The sequence below is a fragment of the Micromonospora narathiwatensis genome, from assembly GCF_900089605.1.
In the GTDB taxonomy this organism is placed as follows: domain Bacteria; phylum Actinomycetota; class Actinomycetes; order Mycobacteriales; family Micromonosporaceae; genus Micromonospora; species Micromonospora narathiwatensis.
The window spans coordinates 5,718,522-5,738,375 of the sequence record NZ_LT594324.1; the positions used below are offsets into that span (position 1 = coordinate 5,718,522).

The window sequence follows — 19,854 nt, forward strand, 5'->3', positions numbered from 1 at the left end:
TCGTACCTCCCTATCCCGGGGGATCCATGACCTTCTACCACCGCCCGGCGCTGGCGCGCGCCGGCGCCGCGGCGCTGCTCGCGGTCGGCGGACTGACCGCGGTCGGCACGCCGGCCCAGGCGGCCGACCTGCCCGACCTCGTCCTCGTCCCGATCAGCACCAGCCTCGCCAGGGGCGTCGAGGCGGCCCAGGCCAAGCCGTTCAAGTTCACCGTCACCAACGTCGGCACGGCCACGGCGAAGGATGTCAGCGTCCGGGTGAAGGTCGACCAGCTCAAGCCGAAGCGCGTCGGCTTCCTGGTGCCGGACGGCTGCCGGGTCGTGTCCAGCCAGTTCTACGACTGCCGCCTGGGCGACCTCCCCGCCGGCACCAGCGAGGACTTCGGCGTCCCGTTGTTCAGCATGGGCGGCAGGGGCGACGGCGGCGTGCTGACCGTCGGCGTCGGCACCGTCACCCCCCAGCCGAACACCGCCGACGAGATCGTCGACGTGCCGATCCAGGTGACCCGGCCCGGCTACGACCTCACCGCCTGGGTGCAGGACATCCAGGACAACGTGGTGGTCGACGGCGCCCGGCAGGACGAGCCCGACCTGAAGCCGGTCCGGCGCGGCGTGACGGTGCCACTGGACTGGGCGGTCTACAACGCCGGCAGCCGCCCGGCCACCGGCGTCTTCTACGGGCTCACCCTGCCGGCCGGGGTCAGCTTCGTGGACCTGCCGGAGAGTTGCGTGCGGCAGGAGATCCTCGGCAAGGCGCAGGCGCTCTGCGAGGACGACGGCGTGGTGCTCCAGCCGGGCCAGTACTACACCGCCGACGTCAAGGTCCGGGTCGGCACCGAGGTCACCGAGCCGGTGCTGCACGAGGGCGACCTCTTCGCGTACGGGTTGGACCGCGTCGTGGGCCAGCCGGAGGTGGAGCCCCGGGTGGCCGGCAAGGCGCAACGGAAGGCCTTCGCGGAGGTCGACGAGCTGGACAACCACACCACCTTCGAGGCTTCGTCGACCTGTCGGCCGAGCCCAGCCCGGACCCGAGCGGCACGCCGACGCCCACGCCGACCCCGACCGGTACGGCGCAGCCGAGCCCGAGCGGCCAGCCGAGCGTGACCCCGACCCCGGGCACCGGGGGCGGCGACGGTGGCTCCGGCGGTGGCCTGCCGGTGACCGGTGTGCAGGTCGGGCTGATCGCCGGGATCGGCGCGGCCGTGCTGCTGGCCGGCGGGGCGCTGCTGTTCCTGTCGCGCCGACGCCGGGTGGTGCTGGTGCCGCCGGCCGACGCGACGTCCGAGGACTGATCGTGGGACGGACGAGGAGCGGGGTGGGCGACCGGCCCGCCCTCGCCGTACCCGAGGGCCGTCGGTCGGCGAGCGGCTGGCAGAGTGGAGGGGTGAGCCGTACCCCGCAGGGCCAGCGCGCCAGCCTGGACAAGCAGCCGCACGAGGTCGCCGCGATGTTCGACGGCGTGGCCGCCCGTTACGACCTGACCAACACCGTTCTCTCTTTCGGGCAGGACCGGTTCTGGCGGCGGGCCACCCGCGAGGCGCTCGGGCTGCGACCCGGCGAGCGGGTGCTGGACGTGGGCGCGGGCACCGGCGTCTCGACCGAGGAACTGGCCCACTCCGGGGCGTACGCGGTGGGCGCCGACCTGTCGCTGGGCATGCTGCACGCCGGCAAGCGCACCCGGCCGGAGGTGCCGCTGCTGGCCGGTGACGCCCTGCGGCTGCCCTTCGCCGACGCCAGCTTCGACGCGGTCACCATCTCCTTCGCCCTGCGCAACGTGAACGACACCGACGCGGCGCTGCGCGAGCTGGCCCGGGTGACGAGGCCGGGCGGCCGGCTGGTGGTGTGCGAGTTCAGCACTCCGGTCAACCCCGCGTTCCGCACGGTCTACCTGTCGTACCTGATGCGCTCGCTGCCGGCGGTGGCGCGGGCGGTCTCCAGCAACCCGGACGCGTACGTCTACCTGGCCGAGTCGATCCGGGCCTGGCCGGACCAGGCGGCCCTCGCCGCGCGGATCGGCGCGGCGGGGTGGGCCCGGGCGGGCTGGCGCAACCTCACCGGGGGCGTTGTCGCGCTGCACCGGGCGGTCCGGGACTGACGACCGGGACGGGCGCGGGGATCACCGGTCCAAACCACCCGTTTTCGTGAATATCCGTTTTTGTTCCATTTAGTCCCGTAGGCTCGCCCGCATGACGGGACCACAGCAGGCGGCCACGGACGACGATGCCGCGGAACTCATCGCGCAGCTCAAGGAGCTGGCCGGCGCGGATCCCGCAGACGTCCGTCAGGTGGTCGCCGAGGTGCTCGCCGCGCTCGATCGGGCGGCCGGTGGCGCGCTGCGCGAGCACCTGCCCGAGACCATCCGCCTCGACGCCGGCCTCGGACCAGCCGCGTCGGCCCGTCCGTGACGCTGAAGTGGACTCCTACCGGCATGTTTCCGCGAGGTTAGGTACCCCTCACCGGTTACCGGTGTAACCCCGGTCATAGACTCCAACCCGATCGGCTTGTGAAGCATTTCACGAGCATGCGGGAGGAGGCGCAGATGACCGCGGTGGAGAACGACGCCGACGTGATCGTCGTGGGCGCCGGTCCCGGAGGATCGGCAACCGCGTACCACCTGGCGCGGCACGGCGTACGCGTGCTGCTGCTGGAGAAGACCGAGTTCCCCCGGGAGAAGGTCTGCGGCGACGGGCTCACCCCCCGCGCCGTGCGGCAGCTCGTGCGGATGGGCGTGGACACCTCGCCCGAGGCGGGCTGGCTGCACAACAAGGGCCTCCGGGTGATCGGCGGCGGGGTGCGCCTGGAACTGGACTGGCCCGACCTGGCCAGCTTCCCCAACTACGGCCTGGTCCGGACCCGGCTCGACTTCGACGACCTGCTCGCCCGGCAGGCCGTCGCCGCCGGAGCGAAGCTGCAGACCAGCGTGAACGTGATCGGGCCGGTGCTCGACGCCGACGACCGGGTGATCGGCGTGCAGGCCGAGGTGGGGCCGGACAAGGAGCCGGCCGCCTTCCACGCCCCGCTGGTGGTCGCCGCGGACGGCGTCTCCGGCCGCTTCCCGCTCGCCCTCGGCCTGGCCAAGCGGGAGGATCGGCCGATCGGCGTCGCGGTCCGCCGCTACTACCGCTCGCCCGCCAAGCACGACGACGACTACCTCGAGTCGTGGCTGGAGCTGCGGGCCAAGGGCAACGACGCGCTGCTCCCCGGCTACGGCTGGATCTTCGGCCTCGGCGACGGCCGGGTGAACGTCGGCCTGGGCGTGCTCAACTCCTCCGCCGCCTTCGGCAAGACCAACTACCGGCGGCTGCTCACCGACTGGCTGGCCAACACCCCCGAGGAGTGGGGGATGACCGACGAGACCAACGCGGAGGGGCCGATCCTCGGCGCCGCGCTGCCGATGGGTTTCAACCGGGTGCCGCACTACACGCGCGGAGTGCTGCTGGTCGGCGACTCCGGCGGCATGGTCAACCCGTTCAACGGCGAGGGCATCGCGTACGCGATGGAGTCCGGCGAGCTGGCCGCCGAGGTGGCGGTGCAGGCGCTCGCCCGGTCCACCGGCGCCGAGCGGGAGCGGGCGCTGCAGGCGTACCCGCAGGAGTTGAAGGCCCGCTTCGGCGGCTACTACCGGCTCGGCGGGATCTTCGTGAAGCTGATCGGCCGTCCGGAGATCATGCGGCTCGCCACCAAGCACGGCATGCCGCACCCGATGCTGATGCGCTTCGTGCTCAAGCTGCTGGCCAACCTGACCGACCCCCGGGGCGGGGACGCGATGGACCGGGTCATCAACGCGATGACGAAGGTGGCACCAGCCGTGTAGACCCCCGTTCCACGGGGCGCCGTCGCCCCGCGGAACGGACAAAGATCGACCCCGCCGACCGAGGTCACGAGGGACGTGAATAGTGTGATTTTCGCCAACGACCGAGGTCAGGGAAGGACGAGCAGGAGACAACGATGACGCTCTCGCCTTACGCACCCATCATCGGGCTGTTCGCCCTCGCCGCGGGATTCGCGCTGTTCTCCGTGGCCTCCGCCCGACTCGCCGGCCCCCGGCGGCTGAACAAGGCCAAGCTCGAGGCGTACGAGTGCGGCATCGAGCCGAGCCCGCAGCCGGTCGGCGGCGGCCGGTTCCCGATCAAGTTCTACCTGACGGCGATGCTCTTCATCGTCTTCGACATCGAGATCATCTTCCTCTACCCCTGGGCGGTCTCCTTCGACGCCCTGCCGATCTTCGGCTTCGTGGAGATGGTCCTGTTCATCGTCGCGGTCTTCGTCGCCTACGCCTACGTCTGGCGGCGCGGCGGCCTGGACTGGGACTGAGGGAGGTACGCAGATGGGCATCGAGGAGAAGCTTCCCTCCGGCGTCCTGCTCACCACCGTCGAGAAGCTGGTCAACTGGTCGCGGAAGTCGTCCGTCTGGGGCGCCACCTTCGGCCTGGCCTGCTGCGCCATCGAGATGATGGCGGCCGGTGGCCCGCACTACGACATGGGCCGCTGGGGCATGGAGGTCTTCCGGGCCTCGCCCCGGCAGGCGGACCTGATGATCGTGGCCGGCCGGGTGAGCCAGAAGATGGCCCCGGTCCTGCGCCAGATCTACGACCAGATGGCCGAGCCCCGCTGGGTGCTCTCGATGGGTGTCTGCGCCAGCAGCGGCGGCATGTTCAACAACTACGCCATCGTGCAGGGCGTCGACCACGTCGTCCCGGTCGACATGTACCTCCCGGGCTGCCCGCCCCGGCCCGAGATGCTCATCGACGCGGTCCTCAAGCTCCGCGAGAAGATCATGTACGAGCCGCTGGGCCCGAACGGCCGCAAGATGCTGGAGGCCCGCAAGGAGCGCGGTGACGTGCCTGTGGTGCCGTACGGCTCGATGCCGTCGTCGTACCGCAACGACAAGGCCCGGCGCGCCGAGTGGACCAGGGCGGTCCGCGAGGGGCGCGAGGAGCAGTTGCGGATCGAGAACTGGATGAAGGCCCAGAACCACCTCCACCCGCACGGGGGCCCGAAGTGAGCGCGACTGACGACAGGACCAACAACGGGGGCGTGCCGGTTCCGGTCACCCCGGCCGGGGCCACCGGCGGCGCGCCCGCCGAGCACCCGCCGGCCAGCCCCGCCGGCCGCGGCATGTTCGGCGTGCAGGGCAGCGGCGACGTCTCCGGCTACGGCGGACTGGTCCGCCCGCGCAAGCCGATCGAGGAGAGCCCCCGGCCGTACGGCGGCTACTTCGACGAGGTCCGGGACGCGCTGGAGGAGGCGTACCCCGAGTTCGGCGACGCGATCGAGAAGGTCGTGATCGACCGGGGTGAGCTGACCCTGCACGTCCGTCCGGAGCGGATCGCCGAGGTCTGCCAGGTGATGCGTGACGACCTGGCGCTCCGCTTCGAGCTCTGCTCCTCGGTGTCCGGCGTGGACTACCTGGGCGCGGAGGAGCGCCGGCTGCACGTCGTCTACCAGCTCACCTCGATGACCTACCGGCGTCGGGTCCGGCTGGAGGCCGCGGTCTCCGCCGAGGACCCGCACCTGCCGAGCGTCACCGGCGTCTACCCGACCGCCGACTGGCAGGAGCGGGAGACGTACGACATGTTCGGCATCGTCTTCGACGGCCACCCCAACCTGACCCGGATCCTCATGCCGGACGACTGGGAGGGGCACCCGCAGCGCAAGGACTACCCCCTGGGTGGCGTCCCGGTCGAGTACAAGGGCGCCGAAATTCCGCCGCCGGACCGGAGGAGGTCCTACCAGTGACGACGTCGAACTACGCGACCGAGCGCGAGACCACCGAGGGCAAGGTCTTCACCGTCACCGGTGGGGACTGGGACCAGGTCGTCTCCGGTACGGACCCGATCAACGACGAGCGGATCGTCGTCAACATGGGTCCGCAGCACCCGTCGACGCACGGCGTGCTCCGGCTGATCCTGGAGCTGGAGGGCGAGACGGTCCGCGAGGCCCGCTCGGTCATCGGTTACCTGCACACCGGCATCGAGAAGAACCTCGAATACCGCAACTGGGTCCAGGGCTCGACCTTCGTGACCCGGATGGACTACCTCGCCCCGCTGTTCAACGAGACGGCGTACGCGCTGGCGGTCGAGAAGCTGCTCGGCATCACCGACGACATCACCGAGCGGGCCAACACCATCCGGGTACTGATGATGGAGCTCAACCGGATCTCCTCGCACCTGGTCTGGCTGGCCACGACCGGCATGGAGCTGGGCGCGATCTCCATCATGCTGTACGGCTTCCGCGAGCGGGAGTACATCCTCGACATCTTCGAGACCATCACCGGCCTGCGCATGAACCACGCGTACGTGCGGCCGGGCGGGGTGGCGCAGGACGTGCCGGACGACGCGATCGTCAAGATCCGGAACTTCCTCAAGATGATGCCGAAGAAGCTCAAGGAGTACGAGGACCTCCTCTCCGGGCAGCCGATCTGGACCGAGCGCACCAAGAACGTGGCGGTGCTCGACGTGACCGCCTGTGTCGCGCTCGGCGTCACCGGCCCGGTGCTCCGCTCCGCCGGTCTCGCCTGGGACCTGCGCAAGACCATGCCGTACTGCGGCTACGAAACGTACGAGTTCGACGTCCCGACCCACACCGACGGCGACGTCTGGGGCCGCTACCAGGTCCGGCTCGCCGAGATCCGTGAGTCGCTGAAGCTGGTCGAGCAGGCGGTGGACCGGCTCGCCAAGCGCGGCCCGGTGATGGTCTCCGACAAGAAGATCGCCTGGCCGGCGCAGCTCGCCATCGGCGTCGACGGCATGGGCAACTCGCTGGAGCACGTCGCCAAGATCATGGGTCAGTCGATGGAGTCGCTGATCCACCACTTCAAGCTCGTCACCGAGGGCTTCCGGGTCCCGCCGGGCCAGGTGTACGTCGGCATCGAGTCGCCCCGCGGCGAACTGGGCGTGCACGCGGTCTCCGACGGCGGCACCCGGCCGTACCGGGTGCACTACCGGGAGCCGAGCTTCGTCAACCTCCAGGCGCTCCCGGCGATGGCCGAGGGCGGTCTGATCGCCGACGTGATCGCCGGTGGCGCCTCGCTGGACCCCGTGATGGGTGGTTGTGACCGGTGAGCGCGAGGAGTGAGCTTGCGAGCCCCGCAGTCGCGAACGGAAGGCGGCTCTGATGAGTGTCTTTACGGAAGAAACCCGGGCCCGGGCGCGGGAGATCATCGCCCGGTACCCGGCGGACCGGTCCCGCTCGGCGCTGCTGCCGCTGCTGCACCTGGTCCAGTCCGAGGAGGGGTACGTCTCCCCGGCCGGGGTCGAGTTCTGCGCCGAGGTGCTCGGCCTGAACAAGGCCCAGGTCGGCGCGGTCGCCACCTTCTACACCATGTACAAGCGCAAGCCGACCGGTGACTACCTGGTCAGCGTCTGCACCAACACGATGTGCAACGTGCTGGGCGGGCAGGAGGTCTACGACACCCTGGCCGAGCACCTGGGCGTCGGGCACGACGAGACCACCGGGGACGGGAAGATCACCCTGGAGCACGCCGAGTGCCTGGCGGCGTGCGACTACGGCCCGGTGATGACGGTCAACTACGACTTCTTCGACAACGTCGACCCGCAGGGCGCGCTCGGCGTGGTCGAGGAGCTGCGCGCCGGTGGCCGGCCGATGCCGACCCGGGGCGCGCGGCTCTGCACCCTGAAGGAGATGGCCGTCCAGCTCGCCGGCTTCGCCGACGAGCGGGAGGGCGCCGTCGCCGACGGCGGGCCGGGCGAGCCGACCCTGCGCGGCGTGCGGCTGGCCGAGCAGCACGGCATCTCGGTGCCGGGGTTCGACCCGAACACCCCGATCCGCAGCAAGGAAGCGGAGGCTCAGAAGTGACGACGCCTCGGCCGGAGACGCTGGCCAAGCTCACGCCGGTGCTGACCAAGCGCTGGCTGTCGCCGGACGCCTGGCGCGTCGGCACCTACGAGAAGCTGGACGGCTACGCCGCCCTGCGCAAGGCGCTCAAGGCGCACCCGGACGACCTGATCCAGCTGATCAAGGACTCCGGGCTGCGCGGGCGCGGCGGCGCGGGCTTCCCGACCGGTCTCAAGTGGGGGTTCATCCCGCAGGGCGACGGCAAGCCGCATTACCTGGTGGTGAACGCCGACGAGGGCGAGCCGGGCACCTGCAAGGACCTGCCGCTGATGGCCCACGACCCGCACTCGCTGGTCGAGGGCGTGATCATCGCGTCGTACGCGATCCGGGCCAACCGCGCGTACATCTACATCCGCGGTGAGGCGGTGCACGCCGCCCGTCGGCTGCGCAACGCCGTGCAGGAGGCGCACGCCAAGGGCTACCTGGGCCGGAACATCCTCGGCAGCGGGTTCGACCTGGAGCTGGTGGTGCACTCCGGCGCCGGCGCGTACATCTGCGGCGAGGAGACCGCGCTGCTGGACTCGCTGGAGGGCTTCCGGGGCCAGCCCCGGCTGCGCCCGCCGTTCCCGGCGACCCACGGCCTGTACGCCAGCCCGACCGTGGTCAACAACGTCGGCACCATCGCCAGCGTGCCGTACATCGTGCTGGGCGGCGCGGACTGGTGGAAGACCATGGGTACGGAGAAGTCCTCCGGCCCGATGATCTACTCGCTCTCCGGCCGGATCGCCAACCCGGGCCAGTACGAGTGCTCGATGGGGATCACCCTGCGCGAGCTGATCGAGCTGGCCGGCGGGATGCGGCCCGGGCACAACCTGAAGTTCTGGACCCCGGGCGGCTCGTCCACCCCGCTGCTCACCGCCGAGCACCTCGACGTCCCGCTGGACTTCGAGGGGGTGGCGGCGGCCGGCTCGATCCTGGGCACCACGGCCACGCAGATCTTCTCCGACCAGGACTGCCCGGTGTACGCGACCTACCGGTGGCTGGAGTTCTACCACCACGAGTCGTGCGGCAAGTGCACCCCGTGCCGCGAGGGCAACTACTGGATGGTCCGGGTCTACCGGCGGATCCTCGCCGGCCAGGGCACCCACGAGGACCTGGACACCCTGCTCGACACCTGCGACAACATCCTCGGCCGCTCGTTCTGCGGTCTGGGTGACGGTGCGACCAGCTCGGTGACCTCGTCGCTGACGTACTTCAAGCAGGACTACCTCGACTACATCGAGGGACGTACCGCGCCGAAGCTCTCCGACAAGCAGTTGGTGGGAGCCCACTGATGACCGACGTAGCCAAGCAGACTGAGACCGTCACCCTCACCATCGACGGCGTCCAGGTCACCGCGCCCAAGGGGGAGCTGCTGATCCGGGTCGCCGAGCGGATGGGCACCGAGATCCCGCGGTTCTGCGACCACCCGCTGCTGGCCCCGGCCGGTGCCTGCCGGCAGTGCCTGGTGGAGGTGGAGGGGCAGCGCAAGCCGGTCGCCTCCTGCACCCAGACCGTGGCCGAGGGCATGGTGGTCCGCACCCAGCTCACCTCGCCGGTCGCCAAGAAGGCCCAGGAGGGGGTGATGGAGCTGCTGCTCCTCAACCACCCACTGGACTGCCCCATGTGTGACAAGGGCGGTGAGTGCCCGCTGCAGAACCAGGCGATGTCCACCGGCCGCACGGACTCCCGCTTCCACGAGCACAAGCGGGAGTACCCGAAGCCGCTGCCGATCAGCAGCCAGGTGCTGCTCGACCGCGAGCGCTGCGTGCTCTGCCAGCGCTGCACCCGGTTCTCCGAGGAGATCGCCGGCGACAAGTTCATCGACCTGATGAACCGGTCGTCCGCCGAGGAGATCAACATCTACCGGGACGACGCGTACGGGGCGGTCGACGCGGGCAGTGCCGATGGCGCCGGCGCAGGCGCCGGCGATGTCCCGTTCAACTCGTACTTCTCCGGGAACACGGTGCAGATCTGTCCGGTGGGCGCGCTGACCGGCGCGCAGTACCGGTTCCGGGCCCGCCCGTTCGACCTGGTCTCCACCCCGAGCGTCTGCGAGCACTGCTCGGCCGGTTGCGCCCAGCGCACGGACTGGCGGCGCGGCAAGGTGCTGCGCCGGCTGGCCGGCGACGACCCGGCGGTGAACGAGGAGTGGAACTGCGACAAGGGCCGCTGGGGCTTCCAGTACACCCGCGCGTTCGACCGGCTCACCACCCCGCTGGTCCGCGACGAGCGGAGCGGTGAGCTGCGCGAGGCGTCCTGGAGCGAGGCGCTGACCCGGGCCGCCGAGGGGCTGCGCGCCGCCCGGGACGGCGGGTCGGGCACGGCGGTGCTGACCGGTGGCCGGCTGACCGTCGAGGACGCCTACTCGTACGCGAAGTTCGCCCGGGTCGCGCTGCACACCAACGACATCGACTTCCGGGCCCGCCCGGTCTCCCGTGAGGAGGCCGACTTCCTGGCCAGCCGGGTCGCCGGCATCACCGATGTGACCTACGCGGACGTGGAGAACGCGCCCGCGGTGGTGCTGGTCGGCCTGGAGCCGGAGGAGGAGTGCCCGGTCCTCTTCCTGCGGCTGCGCAAGGCGTACCTGAAGAACAAGCTCACCGTGTACGCGATCGCGCCGTTCGCCACCCCGGGCCTGGAGAAGCTCGGGGCCAAGCTGGCCCGGGTGGTGCCGGGCGAGGAGGCCAGCGTGCTGGCCGAGCACGCCACGGTGGCCGAGGCGCTGAGCCGGCCGGGGGCGATCCTGATCGTCGGCGAGCGGCTGGGCGCGGTGCCGGGCGGGCTCTCCGCCGCGGCGGACGTCGCCCGGCGTACCGGTGCGAAGCTGGCCTGGGTGCCGCGGCGCGCGGGTGACCGCGGCGCGGTCGACGCGGGCTGCCTGCCCAACCTGCTTCCCGGTGGCCGCCCGGTCACCGAGCCGGCCGCCCGCGCCGAGCTGGGTGAGGCGTGGGACATCGCGGCCGGGGTGATCCCGAGCCAGGCCGGCCGGGACACCGACGGCATCCTCACCGCGGCGGCCAACGGCCAGCTCGGCGCCCTCGTGGTGGCCGGCGTGGACCCGGCCGACCTGGCCGACCCGCGCCTGGCCGAGCGGGCCCTGGACGCGGTGCCGTTCCTGGTCAGCCTGGAACTGCGGATGAGCGCCGTGGCCCGCCGGGCGGACGTGGTCTTCCCGGTCGCCCCGGTGGTCGAGAAGGCCGGCAGCTTCCTGGACTGGGAGGGCCGGCTGCGGACCTTCGAGAAGGTGCTGGACACCGCGGCGATGAGCGACGGCCGGGTGCTCGACGCGCTGGCCGCGCAGCTCGACGTCCGCCTCGGCACCGGTGACGTGGCCGGCGTGCGCCGGGAACTGGGCGCCCTGCCGCCGACCCGGGTGGACCGTCCGGCCGCGCCGATGGTCGAGCCGGCCACCGTGCCGCAGCCGGGCGCGGGCCAGGCCGTCCTGGCCACCTGGCACCAGCTGATCGACCTGGGCGCCCTCACCGACGGCGACGAGCACCTGGCCGGCACCGCCCGCCCGCCGGTGGTCCGGCTGGGCAAGGGCACCGCCGAGGCGATCGGCGTGGCCGACGGCGACCCGGTGACCGTGGGCACCGACCGCGGGGCGGTCACCCTGCCGGCGGCGATCACCGAGATGCCGGACGGTGTGGTCTGGCTGCCGACCAACTCGCCCGGCTCGACCGTCCGGCGCAGCCTCGGCGCGGCGGCCGGCGAGGTCGTAGAGGTCTCCGCCGGTGCGGTCGTCCCGGCCGGGCGTGTCGCCGCGGACGCGGCCGGTAACCCGGGTCCGCTCCTCAACGCAGGGGGTGTTCAATGAGCCCGGTCATCCTGGCCGCCCAGGACCCGACGCTTGCCGACTTCGGTCACGACCCGTGGTGGCTGGTCCTGATCAAGATCGTCTTCGCGTTCGTCTTCGGCCTGCTGGCCACGCTGCTCGGCGTCTGGTTCGAGCGGCGGGTCGTCGGCTACATGCAGGTCCGGCCCGGACCCAACCAGGTCGGCCCGTTCGGCCTGCTGCAGACGCTCGCCGACGGTCTCAAGATGGCCTTCAAGGAGGACATCCTCCCGCGGGCCGCCGACAAGGTCGTCTACTTCTTCGCCCCGACCATCTCGGTGATCTGCGCGGTCACCGCGCTGTCGGTGGTGCCGTTCGGTCCGCAGGTCAGCATCTTCGGCCACTGGACGCCGCTCCAGGTCACCGACGTGCCGGTGGCGGTGCTGGTGCTGCTGGCCTGCTCGTCGATGGGCATCTACGGCATCGTGCTCGGCGGTTGGGCCTCCGGCTCGACCTACCCGCTGCTCGGCGGTCTCCGGTCCACCGCCCAGATGATCTCGTACGAGGTCGCGATGGGGCTGAGCATCGTGGCGGTGTTCATGACCGCCGGCACGATGTCCACCAGCGGGATCGTCGCCAAGCAGGCGCACGGCACGCACCTGAGCCTCTTCGGCGCCGACCTCCAGGCCCCCGGCTGGTACGCGATCCTGCTGCTGCCGAGCTTCATCATCTTCTTCATCGCCACCGTGGGTGAGACCAACCGGGCGCCGTTCGACCTGCCCGAGGCGGAGTCGGAGCTGGTCGCGGGCTTCATGACCGAGTACAGCTCGCTGAAGTTCGCGCTCTTCATGCTCTCCGAGTACGTCTCGATGGTGACCATGTCCGCGGTCACCACCACGCTGTTCCTCGGCGGCTGGCGGGCACCCTGGCCGATCACCATGTGGGCGGGCGCCAACTCGGGTTGGTGGCCGATGCTCTGGTTCTTCGGCAAGGTGATCCTCCTGGTCTTCGTCTTCGTCTGGCTGCGGGGCACCCTGCCCCGTCTCCGGTACGACCAGTTCATGCGCTTCGGCTGGAAGGTCCTGCTGCCGATCAACCTGGTCTGGATCCTGGTCCTGAGCGGGCTGCGCTCGATCGAGGACTGGCAGACCAAGGACCGGCTGCTCGCCACCGGCATCGGCGCGGGCGTGCTGCTGCTGGCCACGCTCTTCTGGCCGAGCAAGAAGAAGGAGCCGAAGCCGACGCTCCAGGAGCAGGTCAACAGCCGTCCGCACGGCAGCTTCCCGCTGCCTCCGATGGATCTTCAGGTACCGCCGAGCCCGCGCACCGTGCGCGTGGTCGCCGAGCGGGAGCCGGCCAACGTCGTCGCCGGCTCGGACCCCAGCAGGGAGGTGTGACGTGGGCACGATCACCGGAACGTTCAAGGGCTTCGGGGTCACCTTCTCGCACATGTTCAGGAAGGTCGTCACCACCGACTACCCGTTCAAGCCGCCGGTCGCGGCGCCGCGCTACCACGGGCGGCACATCCTCAACCGGCACCCGGACGGCCTGGAGAAGTGCATCGGCTGCGAGCTGTGTGCCTGGGCCTGCCCGGCGGACGCGATCTACGTCGAGGGTGGCGACAACACCGAGGAGCAGCGCTTCTCCCCGGGCGAGCGGTACGCCAGCGTCTACCAGATCAACTACGCCCGGTGCATCTTCTGCGGTCTCTGCATCGAGGCCTGCCCGACCCGTTCGCTCACCATGAGCAACGAGTACGAGCTGGCCCGGGACAACCGGCAGGATCTGATCTTCACGAAGGAGCAGCTGCTCGCGCCGCTGCTGCCGGGCATGGAGCAGCCGCCGCACCCGATGCGGCTGGGCGAGAGCGAGAAGGACTACTACGTCGGCGGGCTGACCAACCCGGGCACTTCGGCCGGCGCCGAGCGTTCGCCGATGAGCCCGGCCGCGGCTGGCAAGGGAGACACGGCATGACCACGCAGACTGTGCTCGCCGAGGCGGCCAAGGTCTCCGGCGGCGAGGCGGTGACCTTCTGGATCCTCGCCCCGCTGGCGCTGCTCGGCGCGATCGGCATGGTGTGGGCGCGTAACGCGGTGCACTCGGCGCTCTGGCTGGTGCTGACCATGCTCTGCCTGGGCGTGTTCTACGTCCTGCAGGCCGGGCCGTTCATCGGCATGGTGCAGATCATCGTCTACACCGGCGCGATCATGATGCTCTTCCTGTTCGTGCTGATGCTGGTCGGCCGGGATTCCACGGACTCGCTGATCGAGACGCTGCGCGGCCAGCGGGTCGCCGCGGTGGTGCTCGGTCTGGGCTTCGCGGGCCTGGTCGGCAGCGGCCTCTACCGGGCCATGGAGGGCGTCCAGGCCGTCGGCCTGGACAAGGCGAACGCGGAGGGCAACGTGGAGGGCATCGCCCGGCTGCTCTTCACCAAGTACGTCTTCGCCTTCGAGCTGACCTCCGCGCTGCTGATCACGGCGGCCGTCGGCGCGATGGTGCTGGCGCACGTGGAGCGGCGTAAGGAGGACCGGATGGACCAGGTCGCCACGATGAAGGCCCGGTTCCGCCCCGGCAACTACCCCGGCCCGAAGCCCGGCCCGGGTGTCTTCGCCACGTCCTCCTCGGTGGCCACCCCGGCCCGCCTGCCCGACGGCCGGCTGTCCGACCGCAGCATTCCGGAGATCCTGCCGGTCCGGGAGCTGACGGCCGAGGAGACCTCTCTGAAGGGGACTGAGCGGTGAGCGCGAGGAGTGCAGCGAAGCGGAGCCCCGCAGTCGCGAACGAAAGGCTGGCTCAGCAGTGACCCCGGACTACTACCTGATCCTCGCGGCGGTGCTGTTCACCATCGGCGCCGTCGGCGTGCTGATCCGGCGTAACGCGATCGTGCTGTTCATGTGCGTCGAGCTGATGCTCAACGCGGCCAACCTGACGCTGGTCACCTTCAGCCGGATCAACGGTGACCTGAACGGCCAGATCATGGCGTTCTTCGTGATGGTGGTGGCGGCGGCCGAGGTCGTGGTCGGGCTCGCGATCATCATGTCGATCTTCCGGACTCGGCGCTCGGCGAGCGTCGACGACGCCAACCTGCTGAAGTACTGAGGGGTCCACCGGTGGATGAGATTCTGATGGCCGCCCCGGAGGGTGCAGTCACCTTCGCTCAGGCGGGCGGGCTGCTCGGCAGCGTCTGGCTGCTGGTGGCCGTACCGCTGGTCAGCGCGGCGATCCTGCTGCTGCTCGGCAGGCGGGCGGACCGCTGGGGCCACTGGCTGGGGGTGGGCGCGATCGGCGCCGCCTTCGTGCTCGGCCTGACCTACTTCCTCCAGCTCCGCGGCCTGGAGAACAAGCAGGTCCAGCTGAGCCTCTGGCAGTTCATCACGGTCGGCGACCTCAAGGTGGACTTCGGGCTGCTCTTCGACCCGCTGGCCGCGGTCTTCGTTCTGCTGATCACCGGGGTGGGCTTCCTGATCCACCTCTACGCGGTCGAGTACATGGCGCACGACGAGGGCCGGCGACGGTTCTTCGGGTACTTCAACCTCTTCGTCGCCGCGATGCTGCTGCTGGTGCTCGGCAACAACTACGTGATGCTCTACTTCGGCTGGGAGGGCGTCGGTCTGGCGTCGTACCTGCTGATCTCCTTCTGGTACGGCCGGCCGAGCGCGGCCACCGCCGGCAAGAAGGCGTTCCTGATGAACCGGGTCGGCGACGCCGGCCTGGCCATCGGCATCTTCGTCCTGTTCGCCCAGCTCGGCAGCACGCAGTACGACGACGTGTTCAACGGGGTCGGCGCGCTGAGCCAGACCACGGTGCTGGTGCTCGGCCTGCTGCTGCTGCTCGGCGCGACCGGCAAGTCCGGCCAGTTCCCGCTCCAGGCGTGGCTGCCGGACGCGATGGAGGGCCCGACCCCGGTCTCCGCGCTCATCCACGCGGCCACCATGGTCACCGCGGGCGTCTACCTGATCGCCCGCTCCAACCCGATCTTCTCGGCGAACGAGACGCTCCAGCTCGTGGTGGTCAGCGTCGGCGCGGTCACCCTGCTGATGGGCTGCCTCATCGGCGCGGCCAAGGACGACATCAAGCGGGTGCTGGCCTGGTCCACGGTGAGCCAGATCGGCTACATGTTCGTCGGCGTCGGCCTGGGCGGCGCGGCGTACGCGCTGGCCATCGTGCACCTGCTGGCGCACGGCTTCTTCAAGGCCAACATGTTCCTCGGCGCCGGCTCGGTCATGCACGGCATGCACGACCAGGTGGACATCCGCCGCTTCGGCGCGCTGGCGAAGCACATGAAGGTCACCTGGCTGACCTTCATGATGGGCTGGCTGGCCATCATCGGCATCCCGCCGCTCTCCGGCTACTTCTCGAAGGAGCCGATCATCGCGGCGGCGTTCGAGCGGGGGGACTGGACGTCCTGGCTGTTCGGTGGCGCCGCGCTGCTCGGCGCCGGGCTCACCGCCTTCTACATGACCCGGCTCTTCGTGCTCACCTTCCACGGCCCGGCCCGCTGGACCGAGGACATCGAGCACCCGCACGAGTCGCCGAGGCTGATGACGGTCCCGCTGATCCTGCTGGCGATCGGCTCGATCGCGGCCGGCGCGCTGATGGCCACCACCGTGCCGGACTGGCTCACCGCCACCGCCGGCCTCGGCGGCGAGCACGCGGAGCACGAACCGGTCCTCGCGCACTGGCTGATCACCGTGCTGTCGATCCTGATCACCGTGCTCGGCGCCGGACTGGCCTGGATGCTGTTCCGCAACGGCACGGCCACCGAGCCGCAGCCGGCCGGCGTGCTGGTCACCGCCGCCCGCAAGAACCTCTACACGGACGCCGTCAACGAGGCGGTCTTCGAGAAGCCGGGCATCTTCCTCACCCGGGCGCTGGTCTTCCTCGACAACCGGGGCGTCGACGGGCTGGTCAACGGCCTGGCCGCCGCGGTCGGCGGGGGCTCGGGCCGGCTCCGGCGGCTGCAGACCGGTTTCGTGCGGTCGTACGCGACCTCGATCCTGACCGGTGCGCTGCTCGTGGTGGCGGCGTTCCTGGCCGTGCAGGCGGGGTGGCTGGCGTGATCGACCTCAACGCGGCCGCCCCCGCCGGCGGGCCACGCAGTCACGACGGAGGTAAGGCCGAATAATGTCCAACTTCCCGTTCCTCTCGGTGCTGACCGTGGCACCGCTGGTCGGCGCCCTGGTCGTGGCACTGTTGCCACGCCGCCGGCCGGACCTGGCCAAACTGGTGGCGTTCGGCTGGTCGCTGCTGGTCCTGGTGCTGTCGGTGGTCATGTGGATCGCCTTCCAGGCCGACGGTGACCGGTTCCAGTTCCGCGAGTCGTACGCGTGGATCCCGAACTGGGGGGTCAACTTCACCTTCGCGGCCGACGGCATCGCGCTGGTCATGCTGATGCTGATCGCGATCCTGGTGCCGCTGGTGATCCTGGCCTCCTGGCACGACGCCGAGTCGTCGAAGCGTTCGGTGCCGGTCTACTTCGCGCTGCTGCTCATCCTCGAATGCACGATGATCGGCGTCTTCGCCGCCGCCGACGTCTTCCTGTTCTACGTGTTCTTCGAGGTCATGCTGGTGCCGATGTACTTCCTCATCGGCAGCTACGGCGGCCACCAGCGGCAGTACGCGGCGGTCAAGTTCTTCCTCTACTCCCTGGTCGGCGGCCTGTTCATGCTGGCCGCGGTGATCGGCCTCTGGGTGGTCGGTGGGAAGACCTTCGACTGGCAGGCGCTGAGCCAGGCCGAGATCGCCACCAACACGGCCCGCTGGCTGTTCCTCGGCTTCTTCCTCGCGTTCGCGATCAAGGCGCCGTTCTTCCCGTTCCACACCTGGCTGCCGGACGCCGGTGGCGCGGCCCCGGCCGGCGCGGCGGCGCTGCTGGTCGGCGTGCTGGACAAGGTCGGCACCTTCGGGATCCTGCGGTACTGCCTGCCGCTCTTCCCCGAGGCGTCGAGGTGGTTCGCCCCGTGGGCGCTGGCGCTGGGCCTGATCGGCATCATCTACGCCGCGCTGCTGGCGGTCGGGCAGAACGACCTCAAGCGGCTGGTGTCGTACACCTCGATCGCGCACTTCGGCTTCATCGGGGTCGGCATCTTCGCCTTCACCACCCAGGCCGGCACCGGCGCGGTGCTCTACATGCTCAACCACGGTCTGGCCACCGGCCTGCTCTTCCTGGTGGTGGGCATGCTGATCGCCCGCCGCGGCTCGGCGCTGATCAGCGACTTCGGCGGCGCGGGCAAGCTGGTGCCGGTGCTGGCCGGGGTGCTCTTCTTCGCCGGTCTCGCGTCGCTGGCGCTGCCCGGCACCGCGCCGTTCATCTCCGAGTTCCTGGTGCTGATCGGCACGTTCACCACCAACAAGCCGGTCGCGGTGATCGCCACGCTCGGCATCATCCTGGCCGCGGCGTACGTGCTGTGGATGGTGCAGCGCACCACCCAGGGCACCCTCAACCCGGCCCTGACCGAGGTGGAGGGCATGCGCCGTGACCTCAGCCTGCGCGAGAAGATCGTGGTCGCCCCGCTGATCGCGCTGATCGTGCTGCTCGGCTTCTATCCCAAGCCGGTCACCGATGTCATCAACCCTGCCGTCAAGGCGACCATGCAGGACGTCGGTCGGACCGACCCCGCCCCGACGGTCGGCAGCGTCCAGGAGGCCGCGAAATGACCGAGTTGAAGTTGCCGTCGATCGACTATGCGGCGCTCGCTCCGATCCTGATCATGCTGGGTGCGGCGCTGTTCGGCGTCCTGGTCGAGGCGTTCGTGCCGCGGCGCCTGCGCAACCCGGTGCAGCTGCTGCTCGCCCTGGCGGCCGTGTTCGCCGCGCTGACCATGGTGATCCTCAACGCCGACGACCGGCTGCTCACCGCCGGTCAGGCCATCGCGGTGGACGGGCCGACGCTCTTCCTCCAGGGTGCGATCCTCATCCTGGCCGCGATGGCGCTGTTGCTGATCGGTGAGCGGGCGGTGGAGCGGGGCGGGGCCTTCGTGGCCCACGCCGCGGTCACCGCCGACTCGGTCGACGACCGGCGGCAGGCCGAGCGGGCCGGCGGCACCACAGAGGTGTACCCGCTGACCACGTTCGCGATCGGCGGCATGCTGATCTTCGTGGCGGCGAACGACCTGCTGACCATGTTCATCGCGCTCGAGGTCTTCTCGCTGCCGCTCTACCTGCTCTGCGCGCTGGCCCGTCGCCGGCGGCTGCTGAGCCAGGAGGCCGCGCTGAAGTACTTCATGCTCGGCGCGTACGCCTCGGCGTTCTTCCTGTTCGGCGTGGCGCTGATCTACGGCTTCACCTCGGGCGTGCCGGGCCGGTCGGCCGGCGTCGACTTCGCCACCGTGCACGTCGCGGTCACCGAGTCCTCGTCCAGCCAGGTGCTGCTCTTCGCCGGCATGGCGCTGCTCGCGATCGGCCTGCTCTTCAAGGCCGCCGCCGCACCGTTCCACGTCTGGACGCCGGACGTCTACCAGGGCGCTCCGACCCCGGTGACCGGCTTCATGGCCGCCTGCACCAAGGTCGCCGCCTTCGGCGCCCTGCTGCGGGTCTTCCACGTCGCCTTCGCCGGGGCCGCCTGGGACTTCACCCCGGTGCTCGGCGCGCTGGCGGTGCTGACCATGCTGGTCGGCGCGGTCCTGGCGGTCACCCAGACCGACATCAAGCGGCTGCTGGCGTACTCGTCGATCGCGAACGCCGGCTACCTGCTGGTGGGCGTGCTCGCGCCGAGCAAGGACGGGCTCTCCGGCACGATGTTCTACCTGGTCGCGTACGGCTTCTCGGTGCTCGCCGCGTTCGCCGTGGTGACCCTGGTCCGGGACGCCGACGGGGAGGCCACCCACCTGTCCCGCTGGGCCGGGCTGGGCCGCCGGTCGCCGTTCTTCGCCGCGATCTTCACCTTCATCCTGCTGGCCTTCGCCGGTATCCCGCTCACCAGCGGGTTCACCAGCAAGTTCGCGATCTTCGCGCCGGCGTTGGACGCGAACCAGACCTGGCTGGTGATCGCCGGTGTGCTGACCAGCATGGTGCTGGCCTTCCCGTACCTGCGGGTCGTGGTGATGATGTGGCTCTCCGAGCCGGGCGAGTCGACCCCGACCGTCGCCATTCCGGGCGCGCTCACCTCGGCGGCCCTGGTCATCGGGGTACTGGCCACCCTGGTCCTGGGGGTCGCCCCGGCACCGCTGCTCGACCTGGCCAACGGTGCCGCCGAATTCGTGCGATGACAGTCGTTCTCCCTCCGGGGGCCGGTACGCCGTG

Annotated in this window: 16 protein-coding genes and 2 pseudogenes; all 18 read left to right on the forward strand. The window is 70.5% G+C overall.

Annotation, left to right across the window (positions count from 1 at the left end):
• Positions 1-26 precede the first annotated feature (26 nt).
• The 18 genes and pseudogenes from GA0070621_RS25185 to nuoN all read left to right on the forward strand — a co-directional run bounded on the left by GA0070621_RS25185 (position 27) and on the right by nuoN (position 19,820).
• A pseudogene (locus GA0070621_RS25185) lies at positions 27-1,291 on the forward strand (LPXTG cell wall anchor domain-containing protein).
• Positions 1,292-1,383: 92 nt separating this feature from the next.
• Entirely contained in the window at positions 1,384-2,094 is a 711-nt protein-coding gene (locus tag GA0070621_RS25190; protein ID WP_091202834.1) for a demethylmenaquinone methyltransferase, read from the forward strand.
• A 91-nt stretch (positions 2,095-2,185) separates the two neighbouring features.
• Entirely contained in the window at positions 2,186-2,404 is a 219-nt protein-coding gene (locus GA0070621_RS25195) for a hypothetical protein (protein ID WP_091200390.1), read from the forward strand.
• 134 nt (positions 2,405-2,538) lie between these two features.
• Positions 2,539-3,813, forward strand: a complete 1,275-nt coding sequence (locus tag GA0070621_RS25200) for a geranylgeranyl reductase family protein (RefSeq protein ID WP_091202836.1) — start codon at positions 2,539-2,541, stop codon at positions 3,811-3,813.
• Positions 3,814-3,947: 134 nt separating this feature from the next.
• Positions 3,948-4,313 carry an NADH-quinone oxidoreductase subunit A gene (locus tag GA0070621_RS25205; RefSeq protein ID WP_091200392.1) on the forward strand — a complete coding sequence of 122 codons (366 nt, stop codon included), beginning with the start codon at positions 3,948-3,950 and terminating at the stop codon, positions 4,311-4,313.
• 13 nt (positions 4,314-4,326) lie between these two features.
• Positions 4,327-5,004 carry a NuoB/complex I 20 kDa subunit family protein gene (locus GA0070621_RS30570; protein WP_089004430.1) on the forward strand — a complete coding sequence of 226 codons (678 nt, stop codon included), beginning with the start codon at positions 4,327-4,329 and terminating at the stop codon, positions 5,002-5,004.
• Positions 5,001-5,738 carry an NADH-quinone oxidoreductase subunit C gene (locus GA0070621_RS25215; protein ID WP_091200395.1) on the forward strand — a complete coding sequence of 246 codons (738 nt, stop codon included), beginning with the start codon at positions 5,001-5,003 and terminating at the stop codon, positions 5,736-5,738. The genes GA0070621_RS30570 and GA0070621_RS25215 overlap by 4 nt, the downstream gene beginning before the upstream one ends.
• On the forward strand, positions 5,735-7,063 hold the full coding sequence (locus tag GA0070621_RS25220) for an NADH-quinone oxidoreductase subunit D (protein WP_091200397.1): 1,329 nt from the start codon (positions 5,735-5,737) through the stop codon (positions 7,061-7,063). Before GA0070621_RS25215 ends, GA0070621_RS25220 begins: the two co-directional genes overlap by 4 nt.
• A 52-nt stretch (positions 7,064-7,115) precedes the next feature.
• Positions 7,116-7,814: pseudogene (nuoE, locus tag GA0070621_RS25225) on the forward strand (NADH-quinone oxidoreductase subunit NuoE); the annotation flags it as partial.
• Positions 7,814-9,130, forward strand: coding sequence for an NADH-quinone oxidoreductase subunit NuoF (gene nuoF / locus GA0070621_RS25230; RefSeq protein WP_091200399.1), 1,317 nt, complete (start codon positions 7,814-7,816; stop codon positions 9,128-9,130). The pseudogene nuoE and the gene nuoF, both read left to right, overlap by 1 nt.
• Positions 9,130-11,655 (forward strand): NADH-quinone oxidoreductase subunit G, encoded by a 2,526-nt coding sequence (locus GA0070621_RS25235; protein WP_091200402.1) that lies wholly within the window; start codon positions 9,130-9,132, stop codon positions 11,653-11,655. The genes nuoF and GA0070621_RS25235 overlap by 1 nt, the downstream gene beginning before the upstream one ends.
• Positions 11,652-13,010, forward strand: a complete 1,359-nt coding sequence (gene nuoH / locus GA0070621_RS25240; RefSeq protein ID WP_091200404.1) for an NADH-quinone oxidoreductase subunit NuoH — start codon at positions 11,652-11,654, stop codon at positions 13,008-13,010. Before GA0070621_RS25235 ends, nuoH begins: the two co-directional genes overlap by 4 nt.
• A gap of 1 nt (position 13,011) precedes the next feature.
• Entirely contained in the window at positions 13,012-13,587 is a 576-nt protein-coding gene (gene nuoI, locus GA0070621_RS25245) for an NADH-quinone oxidoreductase subunit NuoI (protein ID WP_091200406.1), read from the forward strand.
• Positions 13,584-14,354, forward strand: coding sequence for an NADH-quinone oxidoreductase subunit J (locus GA0070621_RS25250; RefSeq protein ID WP_091200409.1), 771 nt, complete (start codon positions 13,584-13,586; stop codon positions 14,352-14,354). The genes nuoI and GA0070621_RS25250 overlap by 4 nt, the downstream gene beginning before the upstream one ends.
• Before the next feature lie 58 nt (positions 14,355-14,412).
• A complete protein-coding gene (gene nuoK, locus GA0070621_RS25255) occupies positions 14,413-14,712 on the forward strand; it encodes an NADH-quinone oxidoreductase subunit NuoK (RefSeq protein WP_073834091.1) in 300 nt (99 codons plus the stop codon).
• Between the two features lie 26 nt (positions 14,713-14,738).
• Entirely contained in the window at positions 14,739-16,673 is a 1,935-nt protein-coding gene (gene nuoL / locus GA0070621_RS25260; RefSeq protein WP_091202838.1) for an NADH-quinone oxidoreductase subunit L, read from the forward strand.
• 64 nt (positions 16,674-16,737) lie between these two features.
• Entirely contained in the window at positions 16,738-18,270 is a 1,533-nt protein-coding gene (locus GA0070621_RS25265) for an NADH-quinone oxidoreductase subunit M (RefSeq protein ID WP_091200411.1), read from the forward strand.
• Positions 18,267-19,820, forward strand: a complete 1,554-nt coding sequence (gene nuoN / locus GA0070621_RS25270) for an NADH-quinone oxidoreductase subunit NuoN (protein ID WP_091200413.1) — start codon at positions 18,267-18,269, stop codon at positions 19,818-19,820. The genes GA0070621_RS25265 and nuoN overlap by 4 nt, the downstream gene beginning before the upstream one ends.
• The last annotated feature ends 34 nt before the right edge of the window (positions 19,821-19,854 follow it).

Coding starts and splice junctions, on each gene's coding strand:
- nuoL (WP_091202838.1), top strand. CDS start 14,739: ATGGCCGCCCCGGAGGGTGCAGTCACCTTCGCTCAGGCGGGCGGGCTG.
- GA0070621_RS25205 (WP_091200392.1), top strand. CDS start 3,948: ATGACGCTCTCGCCTTACGCACCCATCATCGGGCTGTTCGCCCTCGCC.
- nuoN (WP_091200413.1), top strand. CDS start 18,267: ATGACCGAGTTGAAGTTGCCGTCGATCGACTATGCGGCGCTCGCTCCG.
- GA0070621_RS25195 (WP_091200390.1), top strand. CDS start 2,186: ATGACGGGACCACAGCAGGCGGCCACGGACGACGATGCCGCGGAACTC.
- GA0070621_RS25235 (WP_091200402.1), top strand. CDS start 9,130: ATGACCGACGTAGCCAAGCAGACTGAGACCGTCACCCTCACCATCGAC.
- GA0070621_RS25250 (WP_091200409.1), top strand. CDS start 13,584: ATGACCACGCAGACTGTGCTCGCCGAGGCGGCCAAGGTCTCCGGCGGC.
- GA0070621_RS30570 (WP_089004430.1), top strand. CDS start 4,327: ATGGGCATCGAGGAGAAGCTTCCCTCCGGCGTCCTGCTCACCACCGTC.
- GA0070621_RS25265 (WP_091200411.1), top strand. CDS start 16,738: ATGTCCAACTTCCCGTTCCTCTCGGTGCTGACCGTGGCACCGCTGGTC.
- nuoH (WP_091200404.1), top strand. CDS start 11,652: ATGAGCCCGGTCATCCTGGCCGCCCAGGACCCGACGCTTGCCGACTTC.
- GA0070621_RS25200 (WP_091202836.1), top strand. CDS start 2,539: ATGACCGCGGTGGAGAACGACGCCGACGTGATCGTCGTGGGCGCCGGT.